Origin of the sequence: Flavobacterium sp. Arc2 (assembly GCF_041431385.1) — a bacterium.
Lineage (GTDB): Bacteria > Bacteroidota > Bacteroidia > Flavobacteriales > Flavobacteriaceae > Flavobacterium.
The window spans coordinates 53,759-68,964 of the sequence record NZ_JASMRH010000015.1 but is presented as its reverse complement, the minus strand read 5'-3'; the positions used below and the strand labels follow the sequence as shown (position 1 = coordinate 68,964).

Annotated in this window: 13 protein-coding genes; 11 read left to right on the top strand and 2 right to left on the bottom strand. The window is 33.9% G+C overall.

Annotation, left to right across the window (positions count from 1 at the left end):
- Positions 1–54 precede the first annotated feature (54 nt).
- The 6 genes from rplQ (at position 55) to ctlX (ending at position 6,937) form a co-directional block, all read left to right on the top strand.
- On the top strand, positions 55–546 hold the full coding sequence (gene rplQ, locus QO182_RS11765) for a 50S ribosomal protein L17 (RefSeq protein WP_091091615.1): 492 nt from the start codon (positions 55–57) through the stop codon (positions 544–546).
- A gap of 242 nt (positions 547–788) precedes the next feature.
- Positions 789–1,889, top strand: coding sequence for a glutamine-hydrolyzing carbamoyl-phosphate synthase small subunit (gene carA, locus QO182_RS11760; protein ID WP_371561801.1), 1,101 nt, complete (start codon positions 789–791; stop codon positions 1,887–1,889).
- Between the two features lie 349 nt (positions 1,890–2,238).
- Positions 2,239–3,531 carry a phosphopyruvate hydratase gene (gene eno / locus QO182_RS11755; protein WP_371561799.1) on the top strand — a complete coding sequence of 431 codons (1,293 nt, stop codon included), beginning with the start codon at positions 2,239–2,241 and terminating at the stop codon, positions 3,529–3,531.
- A 155-nt stretch (positions 3,532–3,686) separates the two neighbouring features.
- Positions 3,687–4,970 carry a citrate synthase gene (locus tag QO182_RS11750; RefSeq protein WP_371561796.1) on the top strand — a complete coding sequence of 428 codons (1,284 nt, stop codon included), beginning with the start codon at positions 3,687–3,689 and terminating at the stop codon, positions 4,968–4,970.
- Between the two features lie 67 nt (positions 4,971–5,037).
- Positions 5,038–5,952 carry a dimethylarginine dimethylaminohydrolase family protein gene (locus tag QO182_RS11745; RefSeq protein ID WP_371561794.1) on the top strand — a complete coding sequence of 305 codons (915 nt, stop codon included), beginning with the start codon at positions 5,038–5,040 and terminating at the stop codon, positions 5,950–5,952.
- 49 nt (positions 5,953–6,001) lie between these two features.
- Complete coding sequence (ctlX, locus tag QO182_RS11740) at positions 6,002–6,937, top strand: citrulline utilization hydrolase CtlX (protein ID WP_371561793.1); 936 nt, start codon at positions 6,002–6,004, stop codon at positions 6,935–6,937.
- 58 nt (positions 6,938–6,995) lie between these two features.
- On the opposite strand, the gene QO182_RS11735 is transcribed toward ctlX, so the two are convergent.
- Positions 6,996–7,625, bottom strand: coding sequence for a MarC family NAAT transporter (locus QO182_RS11735; RefSeq protein WP_371535331.1), 630 nt, complete (start codon positions 7,623–7,625; stop codon positions 6,996–6,998).
- A 174-nt stretch (positions 7,626–7,799) separates the two neighbouring features.
- On the opposite strand from QO182_RS11735, the gene QO182_RS11730 reads away from it, so the two are divergent.
- Positions 7,800–8,165, top strand: coding sequence for a CoA-binding protein (locus QO182_RS11730; protein ID WP_371535329.1), 366 nt, complete (start codon positions 7,800–7,802; stop codon positions 8,163–8,165).
- Between the two features lie 131 nt (positions 8,166–8,296).
- Here QO182_RS11730 and QO182_RS11725 read toward each other — a convergent pair whose 3' ends face one another.
- Entirely contained in the window at positions 8,297–9,805 is a 1,509-nt protein-coding gene (locus QO182_RS11725; protein ID WP_371535327.1) for a sodium:solute symporter, read from the bottom strand.
- Between the two features lie 259 nt (positions 9,806–10,064).
- Here QO182_RS11725 and recR point away from each other — a divergent pair, with 259 nt between their 5' ends.
- From recR to QO182_RS11705, 4 genes are all read left to right on the top strand, one after another.
- The gene (gene recR / locus QO182_RS11720) at positions 10,065–10,685 is read left to right on the top strand and encodes a recombination mediator RecR (RefSeq protein WP_371535325.1); all 621 of its coding nucleotides are present in this window, start codon (positions 10,065–10,067) and stop codon (positions 10,683–10,685) included.
- A 70-nt stretch (positions 10,686–10,755) separates the two neighbouring features.
- Positions 10,756–11,547 (top strand): polysaccharide biosynthesis/export family protein, encoded by a 792-nt coding sequence (locus tag QO182_RS11715; RefSeq protein ID WP_371535323.1) that lies wholly within the window; start codon positions 10,756–10,758, stop codon positions 11,545–11,547.
- 15 nt (positions 11,548–11,562) lie between these two features.
- A complete protein-coding gene (locus tag QO182_RS11710) occupies positions 11,563–14,025 on the top strand; it encodes a polysaccharide biosynthesis tyrosine autokinase (RefSeq protein WP_371561791.1) in 2,463 nt (820 codons plus the stop codon).
- Positions 14,026–14,050: 25 nt separating this feature from the next.
- Positions 14,051–15,034, top strand: coding sequence for an SDR family oxidoreductase (locus tag QO182_RS11705; protein ID WP_371561790.1), 984 nt, complete (start codon positions 14,051–14,053; stop codon positions 15,032–15,034).
- Positions 15,035–15,206 lie beyond the last annotated feature (172 nt).

Genomic DNA, 15,206 nt, shown 5'->3' with positions numbered 1-15,206 from the left:
ATATTTTGCTCTCCATAATGGATTGTAGCAAGATGAAGTTAAAATAAATTGGTCATGAGACACGGAAAAAAATTCAATCACCTTAGCAGACAGACTGCACATAGAAAATCTATGTTAGCTAATATGGCTTGTTCTCTTATTGAGCACAAACGTATTAACACTACTGTCGCTAAAGCAAAAGCGCTTAAACAATTCGTTGAGCCCTTAATAACAAAATCAAAAACTGATACGACTCACAATCGTCGTATTTGTTTTGCTTACTTACGTAGCAAATATGCGGTAACTGACTTGTTCAGAGACGTAGCTGCTAAAGTAGGAGACCGTCCAGGTGGATACACACGTATCATTAAAGTTGGAAATCGTTTGGGAGATAATGCTGATATGGCAATGATCGAACTTGTAGATTTCAATGAGCTTTACAATGGTGGTAAAAAAGAAGTTAAAAAAGCAAAAAGCCGTCGTGGTGGAAAAGCTAAAAAAGCAGATGAAGCTACTGAAGAAGCTCCAGTTGCTGAAGCTGATACAACTACAGACGCTGCTGAGTAGTTATGAAGATAATCATTCAATAAAAATTAAGGATAAACTATTAGTAGTTTATCCTTTTTTTTTGCTTTTTTTTGAACAAACGTATTAGATTTTTTAGTCTTTCCCGCTGTACTGTTAGCCTTTACATTCAATTAATTAAAAGATGTCAGAAGGGTTATTTTTCGCCTTTTATTTTATAATAAATTTTAAAAGTTTGCATCCATTGTATTAATGGATTAAATTTGCACAATATTTAACTACTCATGAAATATACAACACGACAAAGCGCCATACTTTTACTAAGTGATGGAACCATTTTTCACGGAAAATCTATAGGGATCAGTGGAACAACTTATGGAGAAGTATGCTTTAATACCGGAATGACCGGTTATCAAGAAATTTTTACTGATCCATCTTATTTTGGACAATTGATGGTCGCCACAAATGCTCATATTGGGAATTATGGTGTAAATGAAAACGAAGTTGAATCCGATGGAATAAAAATATCTGGCTTGGTTTGTAAAAACTTTAGCTTTAATTATTCTAGAGCAGATGCTTCAGAGAGTTTAGAAGACTATTTTATTAAACAAAATCTTATTTGTATCTCAGATGTAGATACTAGAGCGCTTGTAAGTTACATTAGAGATAATGGAGCTATGAATGCTGTTATTTGTACTGATGGAACTTCTCTAGAAGATTTAAAGATGTCGTTAGCAAATGTTCCTGATATGAAGGGATTAGAACTAGCTTCAAAAGTATCTACTAAAGAGCCTTATTTCTATGGTGATGAAAATGCAACGTATAAAATTGCAGCATTGGATTTAGGGATTAAGACAAATATCCTTCGTAATCTAGCTAAGAGAGATTGTTATATTAAGGTTTTTCCTTATGATTCAACATACACAGATTTAGCCTCGTTTAATCCAAATGGTTTTTTCTTATCTAATGGCCCTGGTGATCCAGAACCACTTTCAGGAGCTATTCAAGTGGCAAAAGAAATTCTAGCGGATAATAAGCCATTGTTTGGAATTTGTTTGGGACACCAAGTAATTGGGTTAGCCAATGGAATTTCGACATACAAAATGTTCAATGGACACAGAGGAATAAATCATCCAGTAAAGAATTTGATTTCTGGGAAAGGTGAGATTACTTCGCAGAATCATGGTTTTGCAGTTAATAAGGAAGAATTAGAAAGTAATCCTGATTTAGAGATCACACATGTACATTTAAATGACGGAACTGTTGCTGGTATGAGAATGAAGCACAAGAATTGTTTCTCAGTTCAGTATCATCCAGAAGCAAGTCCGGGACCTCATGATTCATCTTATTTATTTGACCAATTCATTGAAAATATTAAAGGATAAGATCACAGATTTTCGTTTTTATCTAGACTATAGGGGTACTTTCTTTTTTATTAAAGTTAGTACCCTTTTTTAATTGATGTCTTTATGAATCAACGGATTTGGTTAAGAAATCTAAACAAAGGTTTGGTTTTCTTTTTATTTTTGTTGCTTATTTTAGATTTGTAGTGACAATACATTTTCTTTTTACTTTACGAAAATGTAAATTTTATGTATTATTTCTGTAAAATTACAGATAGAATTTTTATTTACACATAATTATAACGTTTTCGTTAATAAGATTCATTATTTTCATATTATCATTAGAAAAGATAGAATATATTTGTGTTATTAAAAATTAAAATAAAGTAGTATGAGTATTATTATCAAAATTCACGCAAGACAAATTTTCGATTCAAGAGGGAATCCTACTATAGAAGTAGATGTAGTTACTGAACATGGTGTTTTGGGTAGAGCTGCAGTTCCATCTGGAGCTTCAACTGGAGAACATGAAGCAGTGGAATTACGAGACGGAGGGAAAGCCTATTTAGGAAAAGGAGTTTTACATGCAGTGAAAAATGTTAATACCATTATTGCTGAAGAACTTTTAGGTACGTCTGTTTTTGAACAAAATGTAATTGACCAAATGATGATCGATTTAGATGGAACTCCAAATAAATCGAAATTAGGTGCAAATGCTATTTTAGGGGTTTCCCTTGCTGTGGCTAAAGCAGCGGCTAATGAATTAGGATTGCCATTATACAGATATGTAGGTGGGGTTTCTGCAAATACATTGCCAGTTCCTATGATGAATATCATTAACGGTGGTTCACATTCTGATGCGCCTATTGCGTTTCAAGAGTTTATGATTATTCCTGTAAAAGCAGTTTCTTTTACGCAAGCCATGCAAATGGGAACTGAAATTTTTCATAGTCTTAAAAAAGTATTACATGACAGAGGTCTTTCTACAGCTGTAGGTGATGAAGGTGGCTTTGCTCCAACTTTAGCTGGTGGAACGGAAGATGCTTTGGATACAATTAAGTTAGCAGTTGAAAATGCAGGTTATACTTTTGGAGACGAAATTATGATCGCTTTAGATTGTGCTGCTGCTGAATTTTATGTAAACGGTAAATACGATTATTCTAAATTTGAAGGAGAAACAGGTAAAGTTAGATCTTCTGCTGAGCAGGTTGATTATTTAGCTGAATTAGCTGCTAAGTATCCAATTATCTCAATTGAGGATGGAATGGATGAAAATGACTGGGACGGATGGAAATTGCTTACTGAGAAAATTGGAGATAAAGTTCAATTAGTAGGAGATGATTTGTTTGTAACTAATGTAGAGCGTTTGTCTACAGGTATCGATAGAGGAATCGCTAATTCAATTTTAGTGAAAGTCAACCAAATTGGTACATTAACAGAAACTATTGCAGCTGTTAATATGGCTAAAAATGCGGGATATACTTCTGTAATGTCACATCGTTCTGGAGAAACTGAAGATAATACAATTGCTGACTTAGCAGTTGCTTTGAACTGTGGTCAAATTAAGACTGGTTCTGCGTCTCGTTCTGATCGTATGGCAAAATACAATCAATTATTAAGAATAGAAGAAGAGCTTGGTGAAACAGCTTATTTTCCTGGGAAAAAAGCATTCAAGATAAAATAAGATTTTATATTTTTATTTATAAAAAGCCATTCGAGTTATTCGGATGGCTTTTTTGTTTAATTTAACAATAACATTATCGATTTCGCTTTTTATTTAATGTTATTATCCTTAGATTTGGTAGATTATTAAATATAAAGTTTTATTTTCAAAATATTATGTCAAAAACAGCTATAGTAGAAATTGATGGTAAGAGGTATGAGTTTCCTGTTGTAGAAGGAAGCGAAAACGAAGAAGCTATCGATATTAACAAATTACGAGATTTAACTGGGGTAATCACTCTTGACCCAGGGTATAAAAATTCAGGTTCTTGTACCAGTAAAATCACTTTCTTAGATGGAGAACTTGGAATACTTCGCTACAGAGGATATTCAATTGAAGAATTAGCTGCTAAAGCTGATTTTTTAGAGGTCTCTTTTCTTTTAATCTTTGGAGAGTTGCCAACTGCTGTTCAGTTAGAGCAATTTGAAAATGATATTAGAAGACATACATTAGTTAATGAGGAAATGAAAAGCATCATTGATGGTTTTCCTAGAACAGCGCATCCGATGGGTGTTTTAGCTGCATTGACTAGTGCATTAACAGCATTTAATCCTAAATCAGTAAACGTTGATAATGAAAAAGAAATGTATCATGCCGTTTGTAAAACTATGGGGAAATTCCTTGTAATTGCAACATGGACTTACAGAAAAAGCATGGGTTACCCTTTGAATTATTATGATAATACAAAAGGATATGTAGAAAATTTCATGAGATTAATGTTTGAAATTCCAACGGCGCCTTATAAAGCAAGTCCAATTGTAATTGATGCATTAAATAAATTGTTTATTCTTCATGCAGATCATGAGCAAAACTGTTCTACATCTACTGTAAGAATGGTTGGTTCTTCTCATGCAGGATTATTTGCATCAATATCAGCAGGTGTTTCTGCACTTTGGGGACCTCTACATGGAGGTGCAAATCAAGCAGTTCTTGAAATGCTAGAAGAAATCCATAATAATGGAGGGGATACTGATAAGTATATGGCTAAAGCCAAAGATAAAAACGATCCTTTTAGATTAATGGGTTTTGGTCATAGAGTTTATAAAAACTTTGATCCACGTGCTAAAATCATTAAGAAAGCGGCAGATGAAGTTTTAGAAACTTTAGGTGTTGATGATCCAATTCTTGCTATTGCAAAAAAATTAGAAGCACTAGCTCTAGAAGATGAATATTTCAAATCAAGAAGCTTATATCCAAATGTGGACTTCTATTCTGGAATCATTTATAGAGCATTAGGAATTCCTACTGACATGTTCACCGTAATGTTCGCTATTGGACGTTTACCAGGTTGGATTGCACAATGGAAAGAAATGCGTGAAAACAAAGAGCCTATCGGAAGGCCAAGGCAAATATATACAGGGTCTCCGTTAAGAGATTTTAAAACTGTAGATAAACGTTAAATTCAATTTTAAAAAGCTTCACTTTCTAGTGAGGCTTTTTTTATCTTTGTCCAAATTGAAATACTATATGTTAAAATTAAATGTAAAGAATGAGACTTCAAGATTACGCGCAGTAGTTTTAGGAACTGCGACTAGTAATGGTCAAATACCGGCAATAGCTGAAGCGTATGATCCAAAATCATTAGAGCATATATTAGCAGGGACTTATCCGATTGAAAAGGACATGGTAGCTGAGATGGATGCTTTTAATAAAGTGCTTCAAAAGTATGACGTCACAATTTATAGACCCGAATTAATTGCTGATTATAATCAGATATTTACAAGAGATATTGGTTTTGTGATTGATGGTGTTTTTATTAAGAGTAATATTTTACCAGAACGTGAGAGAGAACTCGATGCGATTCAATATGTAATTGATCAGATAGACCCTTTAAAAGTCGTTCGTCCTCCTGAGGAGGTGCATATAGAAGGCGGCGACGTTATGTTATGGGATGATCATATATTTATAGGTACTTATAAAGGAAGTGACTACAAAGATTATATTACGGCAAGAACAAATAAGGAGGGCGTACAATTCATAAAAGATTTGTTCCCTGATAAGATCGTTAAAGAATTTGATTTAGTAAAATCTAAAATTGAAGCCCGAGACAATGCTTTACATCTTGATTGTTGTTTTCAGCCGATAGGACCTAATAAAGGAATTATCTATAAAAGCGGATTCCGTGAAGAGGCAGATTATATGTATCTTGTGAATCTTTTTGGAAAAGAGAATTTATTTCACATTAGCAGAGATGAGATGTACACTATGAATTCTAATGTGTTTTCTATTGATTCTAATGTTGTGGTTTCTGAAAAGAACTTTACGAGATTAAATAATTGGTTGCGATCTGAAGGTTTTACAGTTGAGGAGGTTCCCTATGCTGAGATTTCGAAACAGGAAGGATTATTACGTTGTTCCACATTACCTTTAATAAGAGATTAATTCGATTAGTGATACATTTTAATGTGTTGCTATATAAATAAAATACAAAATGAAACAAACAACAAATTCTATATTAATGATTCGGCCAGTGGCGTTTAGAATGAACGAACAAACGGCAGTTAATAATTATTATCAAAAAGTATTAGATGATCTTTTACCAGCAACGGTAAATGCAAAAGCGCAACAAGAATTTGACACTTTTGTTGAAAAGCTAAGAGCTGTTGGTGTTGATGTTACTGTAGTTGACGATACATTAAATCCAGATACTCCTGACAGTATTTTTCCTAACAACTGGGTTTCCTTTCATGAAAATGGAGATGTGGCATTGTACCCTATGTTTGCAGTGAATCGTCGTGAGGAACGTCGTGAAGAAATTTTGGATGTGTTAGAAGAAAAAGGATTCAAAATGGATTCTATTGTAGATTATACTTCTGCTGAAGAAGATGGTTTTTTCTTGGAAGGAACGGGAAGTTTACTACTTGATAGAGCAAACGAAAAAGCATATTGTGCTTTGTCTCCCCGAGCCGACGAAGAACTATTCATAGAGTTCTGTGAAGATTTTGACTACGCACCTGTATTGTTTGAAGCTTTTCAAACTGTAAATGGAGAACGAAAATTGATATATCATACTAACGTTATGATGTGTTTGGGTGAAACTTTTGCGGTGATTTGTGCTGATTGCATTGATGATAGAAAAGAACGTAAAATGGTTTTGGATAATCTTAAAAAAGATAATAAAGAGGTGGTTTTAATCACAGAAGAGCAGGTTAATAATTTTGCTGGAAACATGCTGGAAGTTCGTGGTGCCAATGATAAAAGATATTTGGTTATGAGTACGGCTGCGCATCAGAGCTTAAAACCGAAGCAAGTAGAGCAGTTAGAAAAACATGCTACGATTCTTAGCTCAAGTCTAGACACTATCGAGGCTTGTGGGGGTGGAAGCGCCAGATGTATGATGGCTGAGATATTTTTGCCAAAAGCATAAAAAAAAGACCTTCAATGTTTTTGAAGGTCTTTTTTTTTTGAATTATAGCGATCTTTTTTTACATCAAATTTGTTTTAACTATTGTTATGATTGAGCTGATAATGTATTGAACTCCTATTGCGATTACAATAAAACCTACGATTCTTGAGATAGCGACGATTCCTGAAGCTCCAAGTATTTTAGCTAGATAATGAGCGCTTCTTAAAATAATAAAAATGGAGATGGAAACGGCGATCATGGCCAAGACTGAAATAATTATTTGGGACGTCTCCTGATGTTCGCTGTAAAATGCAATTAGCAGAGACATAGATCCAGGTCCGGCAAGCATAGGGATGGCCAATGGAGTTAAAGCAATGTCATTTCGTTTTTGTGCATCATTTTCTACTTTCTTACTCACGCCTCTTTTTTTATTGAATTGACCAGATAGCAGTGAGAATCCAGAAGTGGCGATAACTATTCCTCCCGCAATGCGTAAAGCTTCCATACTAATTCCAAAAAAGGACAAAACATATTCCCCTAAAAAAAAGGAGATAATCATAATCACAAAAACATTGATTGCCGTCCATAGTGAAATACGAGAGCGTTCTTTTTTGTTGTCACCCTGTGTTAGTCCAACAAAAATGGGAACTGTGCCTATGGGGTTGATGACTGAAAAAAGGGCAGCAAACAAATAAATAAAAAGTTCCATGTTTTTTCGCGAAATTAGTTGGTTGTATTACTTTTTAAAGCTTCTTTAGGATTAAGAAAAGGTTAAAATATGAAGAATAGGTTCCTAATATAATAAAGTTAGAATCGAAAGATATTAATTTTTATTAAAACGGACTATAGTATTTTAGTACTTTTACAAAAAAACAATAAAATAATGAAAAATAAAAAAACTTTAGTTCTTGGTGCATCAGCAAAACCAGAGAAATATGCTTATAAAGCGATTACGATGCTTGTTGAAAAAGGGCATTCAGTTCTTGCTATCGGTCAAAATGCTGGAGAAGTAGCTGGAATCAAAATTCAAACTAAAGCGATTCCTTTAAAAAACATCGATACGATTACTCTATATTTAAATCCTGCCCGTCAAAAAGATTATTACAATTACATAGTAGAAACTAAGCCAAAACGAGTGCTTTTTAATCCAGGGACTGAAAACCCAGAGCTTTATCAACTTTTGGAATTGAATAATATAAAATCAGAAGTGGCTTGTACATTGGTTTTATTGACTACAAATAGGTATTAAATAACTGAATTTGTTTATAAATTGTGAAGTATTTTAATACTTCCTAAATCACAATATTGTTTTCATCTCGTCTCGTTTTAGTATTGAGACGAGATGCAATTACAAAATGTTTCCTTATAGTCTGTGTGAAATTAGAAACGAGTTTCTTGTGAGGTGGGTTTGCTAATCACGAGCAGTCCTGTGAAAGTGATTAGTCCATTTACGATTATCAGTTCGTTATCAAATACATATCCAAAAAATAGTGCTTTTGAATTTTCGCTAAGGAGATAAGTTAGCGCAGGAGATAATATACAGATAAGCGGTACAAATTGATCCTTAACTGTTTTTGTTTTTATGAATAAACCAAAACCATACAATCCCAGTAATGGTCCATAGGTATAAGAAGCAATCCTGAAAATCATTCCTACAACAGAACTGTCGTTAACAGAGTTGAAAAATACAATCACTAAGAACATAAGAAATGAAAACCCAAGATGAGTAAAATGTCTGGCTCTTACTGCATTGGGTTTGTTTCGGTTTTCAGTTTTATCCATGCCCAAAAAATCAACACAAAAAGAAGTTGTTAGCGCTGTTAAGGCAGAATCTGTTGTAGCAAAAGTTGCCGCTGTCAAACCTAACAAGAATATTACTGACGGAATCAAGGTTAAATGATGAAAGGCAATTTCAGGAAATAGCAAATCAGTCCTTGGTTTTCCGGTAACCAAATCTGTAGGGACTTCAATTCCGTTTTTTGCAGCATAGATATAAAGTAAGGCACCCACACTTAAAAAGAATATATTAATCAGTACAAATATTCCGGTGAAAGTAAACATGTTCTTTTGGGCTTCGCCAATGGTTGCGCAACTTAAATTCTTCTGCATTAAGTCTTGATCTAATCCTACCATAGCAATTGTAACGAAAATTCCACCTAGAATTTGTTTTACAAAGTGAAATTTACTGGACAGAAAATCATCGAAGAAAAATATTTTAGAATAGTTACTGTTTTTAACTTCTTCAAAAGCTTCAATTACATTAAGGTCTAGACTTTGACAGATAAAATAAATAGTCATAAAAACAGAAGTGACTAAGAAAAATGTTTGTAAGGTGTCAGTGATGATAATCGTTTTTAAACCTCCGCGATAGGTATAAGCAAATATCAAAGCTAGTGAAATCAATACAGTAACAGCAAAGGGAATTCCGTAAAAATCAAATACGAAGCGCTGTAAAACTATCACGACGAGATACAATCTAAACGCGGATCCGATAGTTCGGCTAATCAAGAAAATAGTGGCCGCAGTTTTATAGGAGTAGATTCCTAGACGACGTTCTATATAGCCATAAATAGACGTCAAGTTCATTCGGTAATATAAAGGCAATAGTACTTTGGCGATGAATATAAATCCTATAGCATTCCCCAAAACAAACTGAAAATATTTAAATTGTTCTCCACTTGGCGCACCCACTTCGCCAGGAACAGAAATGAAAGTGACACCAGAAAGTGCTGTTCCTATCATCCCGAAAGCGACTAAATACCATTTAGAGTTTTTATTCGCATTAAAGAAAGCGTCATTCCCACTGTCTTTTTTACTCGTAAAATGAGAGATAGTGAATAATATTCCGAGGTAGATAACGATAAGCGAGAGAATGGCGAAAGGTGTCATTTTTTGGATTTTGAAAAGCCAAAGTACAATTTTTTAGTTAATCTCTTTAGGTTTAATTCCTGTAACGGCTGCTTCATTTTTTGCCAGAGGTCTGCACGTGGAAAAATGATTTTTTAAAATCGGTAAATGCTACTTCGTTAATACCTTGTTGACTATGTTTATAGGTTGTTTGTTTCTTTATTTCAACCAAATCGAATTTATAGAAGGGATTAAGTAAATAACTATTTAAAGAAATAAACAAATTGCTACATTTGCAGTTATGGAATTTTCTTCAAAATTAATAGAAAAAGCAGTTAACGAAATATCTCAATTACCGGGGATAGGGAAGAGAACTGCCTTGCGTTTAGTGTTACATTTATTGAAACAGCCCAAAGAACAAACCAGTTTTTTGTCTCAAGCATTGGTGAATATGCGAGAAGATATCAAGTATTGTACAAATTGTCACAATATTTCAGATAGTGATATTTGTGAAATCTGTGCTAATAAAAATCGGAATCATCAAATTGTTTGCGTTGTAGAAGATATTCGTGATGTGATGGCAATCGAGAATACAGGACAATTTAGAGGGGTTTATCACGTTTTAGGTGGTAAAATTTCTCCTATTGATGGAGTAGGTCCTAGTCAGTTGAGAATTACAACATTAGTAGAAAAGGTAAAGGCAGGAAGTGTGAATGAAGTTATTTTTGCTTTAAGCTCAACAATGGAAGGGGATACCACAAATTTTTATATTTATAAACAAATAGCTGAGGCTGATATTGTAATTTCTACAATTGCTCGCGGAATTGCCGTGGGTGATGAATTGGAATATGCAGATGAAGTTACTTTGGGAAGGAGCATATTGCAGCGCGTACCATTCGAAAAGTCTTTCAAAAATAATTAATTGTCTTAATAAATAGCTAAACTTTTGATATAGTAAATGAAAAGCTATATTTGTTATCTAAAATATAAAAATGAGCAAGCATATATTCTATTTATTACTTAGTATAAGTGTGTTATTTACTTCATGTATTCCTACTCAGGATTTGATTTACTTGCAAAAAAAGAATAATTCTGAAACAGAAACAGGAATTTCGGCTATTGTAGCTAAGCCCTATAGATTGCAAACTAACGATGTTTTAAGCATTAGTATAAAGGCTATTGATCCAAAATTAGTTGCTATTTTTAGTACCACAAACGAGGGTGTCACTGGTAAATCTGAATCGGGATTGTATTTTGATGGTTTTACGGTTGATGATCATGGGAATATTAGGATGCCTGTTTTGGGAGAAATTAATGTAATTGGATTTACTTTAGAGGAAATAAGAGTTAAAATTGAAAACCAATTGTTAGCTGAATATTTTAAGAAAGAAGCTAATATTTTTGTTATTGTAAAATTAGCGGGTTTCAAGTATACCATAAATGGCGAAATAGGAAGTACAGGAACCAAGACTCTATTTAAGGATAATGTGAATATTATGGAAGCTATCGCAAATGCGGGAGATATAACGATAACAGGAAATAGAAAAGCAGTAACGATTATCAGAAATTCTCCAACGGGAGTGCAAATGCATGATCTCGATCTTACTGATATCAACGTAATGAATTCACCTTATTTTTATCTGCAACCGAATGATTATATTTATGTAAAACCACTCAAACAAAAAACTTGGGGAACAGGAAAAACGGGGATAGAATCGTTAGGAACGATTATTACCTTGTTGTCACTGGCTACTACAACCTTTTTCTTGCTATTTAAAAATTAAAACAGAGATCAAAAAATGTTAGATATAAAAGATTTTTCGATTTTTGAAAATCAGGTTAGTTTTGACTTTAAGGGATTTCTAATAAAAATAGGAAGTTACTGGAAATGGTTTCTATTAAGCTTAATAATCACTTTTGCTATTGCCTACCAGGTAAATATTCGTAAAGAGAAAGTGTATAGTATGGAGACGCTTATTTCTGTAAAGGAAGAAAGTAATCCGTTGTTTACTTCAAATACTAGTCTGGTCTTTAATTGGGGTGGTACTTCTGACCAAGTTCAAACCATTTCGACCACGATACAGTCTAGATCTCATAACGAACTTGTGGTTGATAAACTGCAATATTATATTAATTATCTAGTTCAAGGTAAGTATGCCCTTGAGGATGCTTATGGCGCAGTTCCTTTTTACGTTGATATCGACAAATCAAAAGGACAACTATCAGGAAATCTCATTGGGATTCGCTTTGTTAATGAAAATGTTTATGAAATTAGAATTCCATTTGCAAGTCAAAATGCTTCCTTAATTACCTACTCTGATAATTCATATAGTACTACAGCTGTTGCGACTGGGGATTTTGTTAAGCGATATAAGGTGGGCGAAAGGGTTTCTTTACCATTTCTAAATTGGAAATTGCAGATAAATGACAATCCTGGGTTTTACAAAGGCAATGAATACTTTGTTTCGTTTAGTGATTTTAATGGAACTGTTGCAGGGTATCGAGGGATAAATGTTCGTTCAGATGACAAGGGCGGTTCTATAATTACGCTTGGAATGCAAGGAGCAAATAAGGCAAGAATGGTTACATACCTGAATTCGACCGTAGAAATGCTTATCAAAAGACAACTAGATAGTAAGAATCAGTTTGCCACAAATACAATTGCTTTTATTGACAGCACATTAATTGCGATGGAGTCGCAGTTGAAAGAAACTGGAAACGAACTAAAAACATTCAGGAAAGGCAAGAATATCTATGATATTGAAGAAGGAGGCGCTAAGTTTTCTGATAAGATGCTCGAATTTGATGTTAGTAGAGATGAAATCACCCGAAAAATATCCTACTACAACTCCTTAAAGTCCTATTTAAAAAACAGTGTAGATTACTCAAAGCTTCCAGCGCCATCAGTTGCGGGTATTGATGATCCAAATGTGGTGACTAATGTCTCCAAATTAATTTCTCTTTCAGGTCAACGATCAGAAATGGCTTACGCAGTAAAAAGTGATAAGATATTTAAAGATTTTGATAATCAAATGGTGGCTATTAAAAATGTATTATTAGAGAATATTGCTTCAGCAAAATCTTCTCTTCAATATGATCTGGCACTGATTAATAATAAAATTAGTCAAACGGAAAGTACGATTAAGGCGCTTCCTGACGAGCAGCAGGAGTTAATAAAAATAAAGAGAAAATACGATTTAAGCGATAATATCTACAATACTTTTCTTCAAAAAAGAAGCGAAGCTGATATTGTAAAAGCGGCAAATTTATCTGATATTCACTTTATTGATCCGGCAAAAGATGTAGGTGGAGGGCAAATTGGTCCAAGAACATCCGCTAATTATGTTTTGGCGCTTTTTCTTGGGATATTGTTTCCGTTGTTGTTTGTGTTTTTTATTTTCTTTATCAATGATTCCATTCAAAATACGGACGATATTGGAAAACTCACAAAAATTCCCTTGATTGGAGTTGTAGGTCTAAGTAAGGAAAGTTCGGAGTTAGCGGTTTATGACAAACCCAAATCAGCATTGTCTGAATCCTTTAGAGCAATTCGCTCTTCGCTACAGTACTTGTATAAAAAACAAAATGTAGGTGGAGCCAAAACATTGATGATAACATCGTCAGTCAGTGGAGAAGGAAAGACATTCTGTTCTATAAATATCGCTACCGTTTTTGCGCTAAGCGAAAAAAAGACAGTTATTATAGGTTGTGATTTAAGGAAACCCAAATTATTTGACGAGTTTAATTTGTCTAATGAAGTGGGGATTGTCAACTACTTAATAAAGCAGAAAAGTGTGGATGATATTATAAATCATACTCAGATTCCATATCTCGATGTCATCCTTTCGGGGCCTATTCCTCCTAATCCGTCAGAATTGATTTTGAGTGATGGAATGGGAGAATTAATCGAAGAATTAAAGAAAAAGTACGATTATATCATATTGGATACGCCACCGGTGGGACTGGTTTCTGATGCTTTGGAATTATCACAATATTCGGATGTTACTTTATATATTGTAAGACAGAATTTTTCTAAAAAGGAAATGATTACTTTATTGAATAATAGAGTAAAACGAGGAGAACTAGACAATGCCAGTATTATTTTAAATGGTTTTGAAAATAAGGCTAAATATGGTTCTGGCTATGGTATGGGCTATGGCTACGGTTACGGTGCTTATTCAAATGGATACACAGATGAAGATAAACCAAAAAATTTCTATGATTCAATTCTTAGAAAATTAGGTATAAAAACAAAAAAATAATAGAAGGATTTTTAAATTAGTATAAATGAAAGAGGGAACAAAAAGCAGCATATTGATTACAGGTGGAGCCGGGTTTATTGGTTCTAATCTTTGTGAGTATTTTTTATCTAAAGGACATGAAGTAGTATGCTTAGACAATTTTGCTACGGGTCACAGACATAATTTAAAGGATTTTATTACTAATCCTAATTTTAGGTTGGTTGAAGGCGATATACGAAACGCTGTTGATTGCCAGAATGCAGTAAAAGACATCGATTATGTTTTGCATCAGGCAGCGCTGGGTTCAGTACCTCGTTCTATTAATGATCCGGTTACGACTAATGATGTCAATGTTTCTGGTTTCTTGAATATGCTTGTGGCTGCTACAGATGCCAAGGTGAAGCGTTTTGTGTATGCAGCCAGTTCTTCTACTTATGGAGATTCGGTTGGATTGCCTAAAGTGGAGGATGTGATTGGAAAGCCACTCTCTCCTTACGCCATAACTAAATATGTAAACGAACTGTACGCTGATATTTTTAGTAAAACGTATGGTTTAGAAACAATAGGGTTGCGTTATTTTAATGTTTTTGGGAGAAAACAGGATCCTAATGGAGCGTATGCAGCGGTCATTCCTAAATTTGTGATGCAATTAATGAATCATGAAGCTATCACTATTAACGGAGATGGGAATTATTCACGCGATTTCACTTACATTGAAAACGTGATTCAGATGAATGAATTAGCAATGACTACAGAAAATCCAGCTGCGGTGAATACGGTGTATAATACGGCATTTGGAGATCGAAATACATTAAACGATTTGGTGAATTATTTGAAAGAATATTTGACCAAATATGATTCTGCAATTGCTGATGTTGAAGTGGTTCATGGTCCAAATAGAGCTGGAGATATACCGCATTCTTTGGCTAGTATTGATAAAGCAAAAGAGTTATTAGCGTATAATCCGCAGTATTCTTTACAGCAAGGGTTGAGAGAAGCGATTGACTGGTATTGGAATAATTTAAAATAGATCGTTGTCGGTTATCACAGCTAATGTCTATTCGATTGCGGTTGTCTAAAGATAGAGGTACTTAGATAAAACTTTTAATAGAGAGCAAAGAACAAAGAAAATAGTAGAAAGAACAGAGATATCATATTTAAAGATCTTAGCCCCGCCCTTAAATTAAAAACGTCAAAAAACA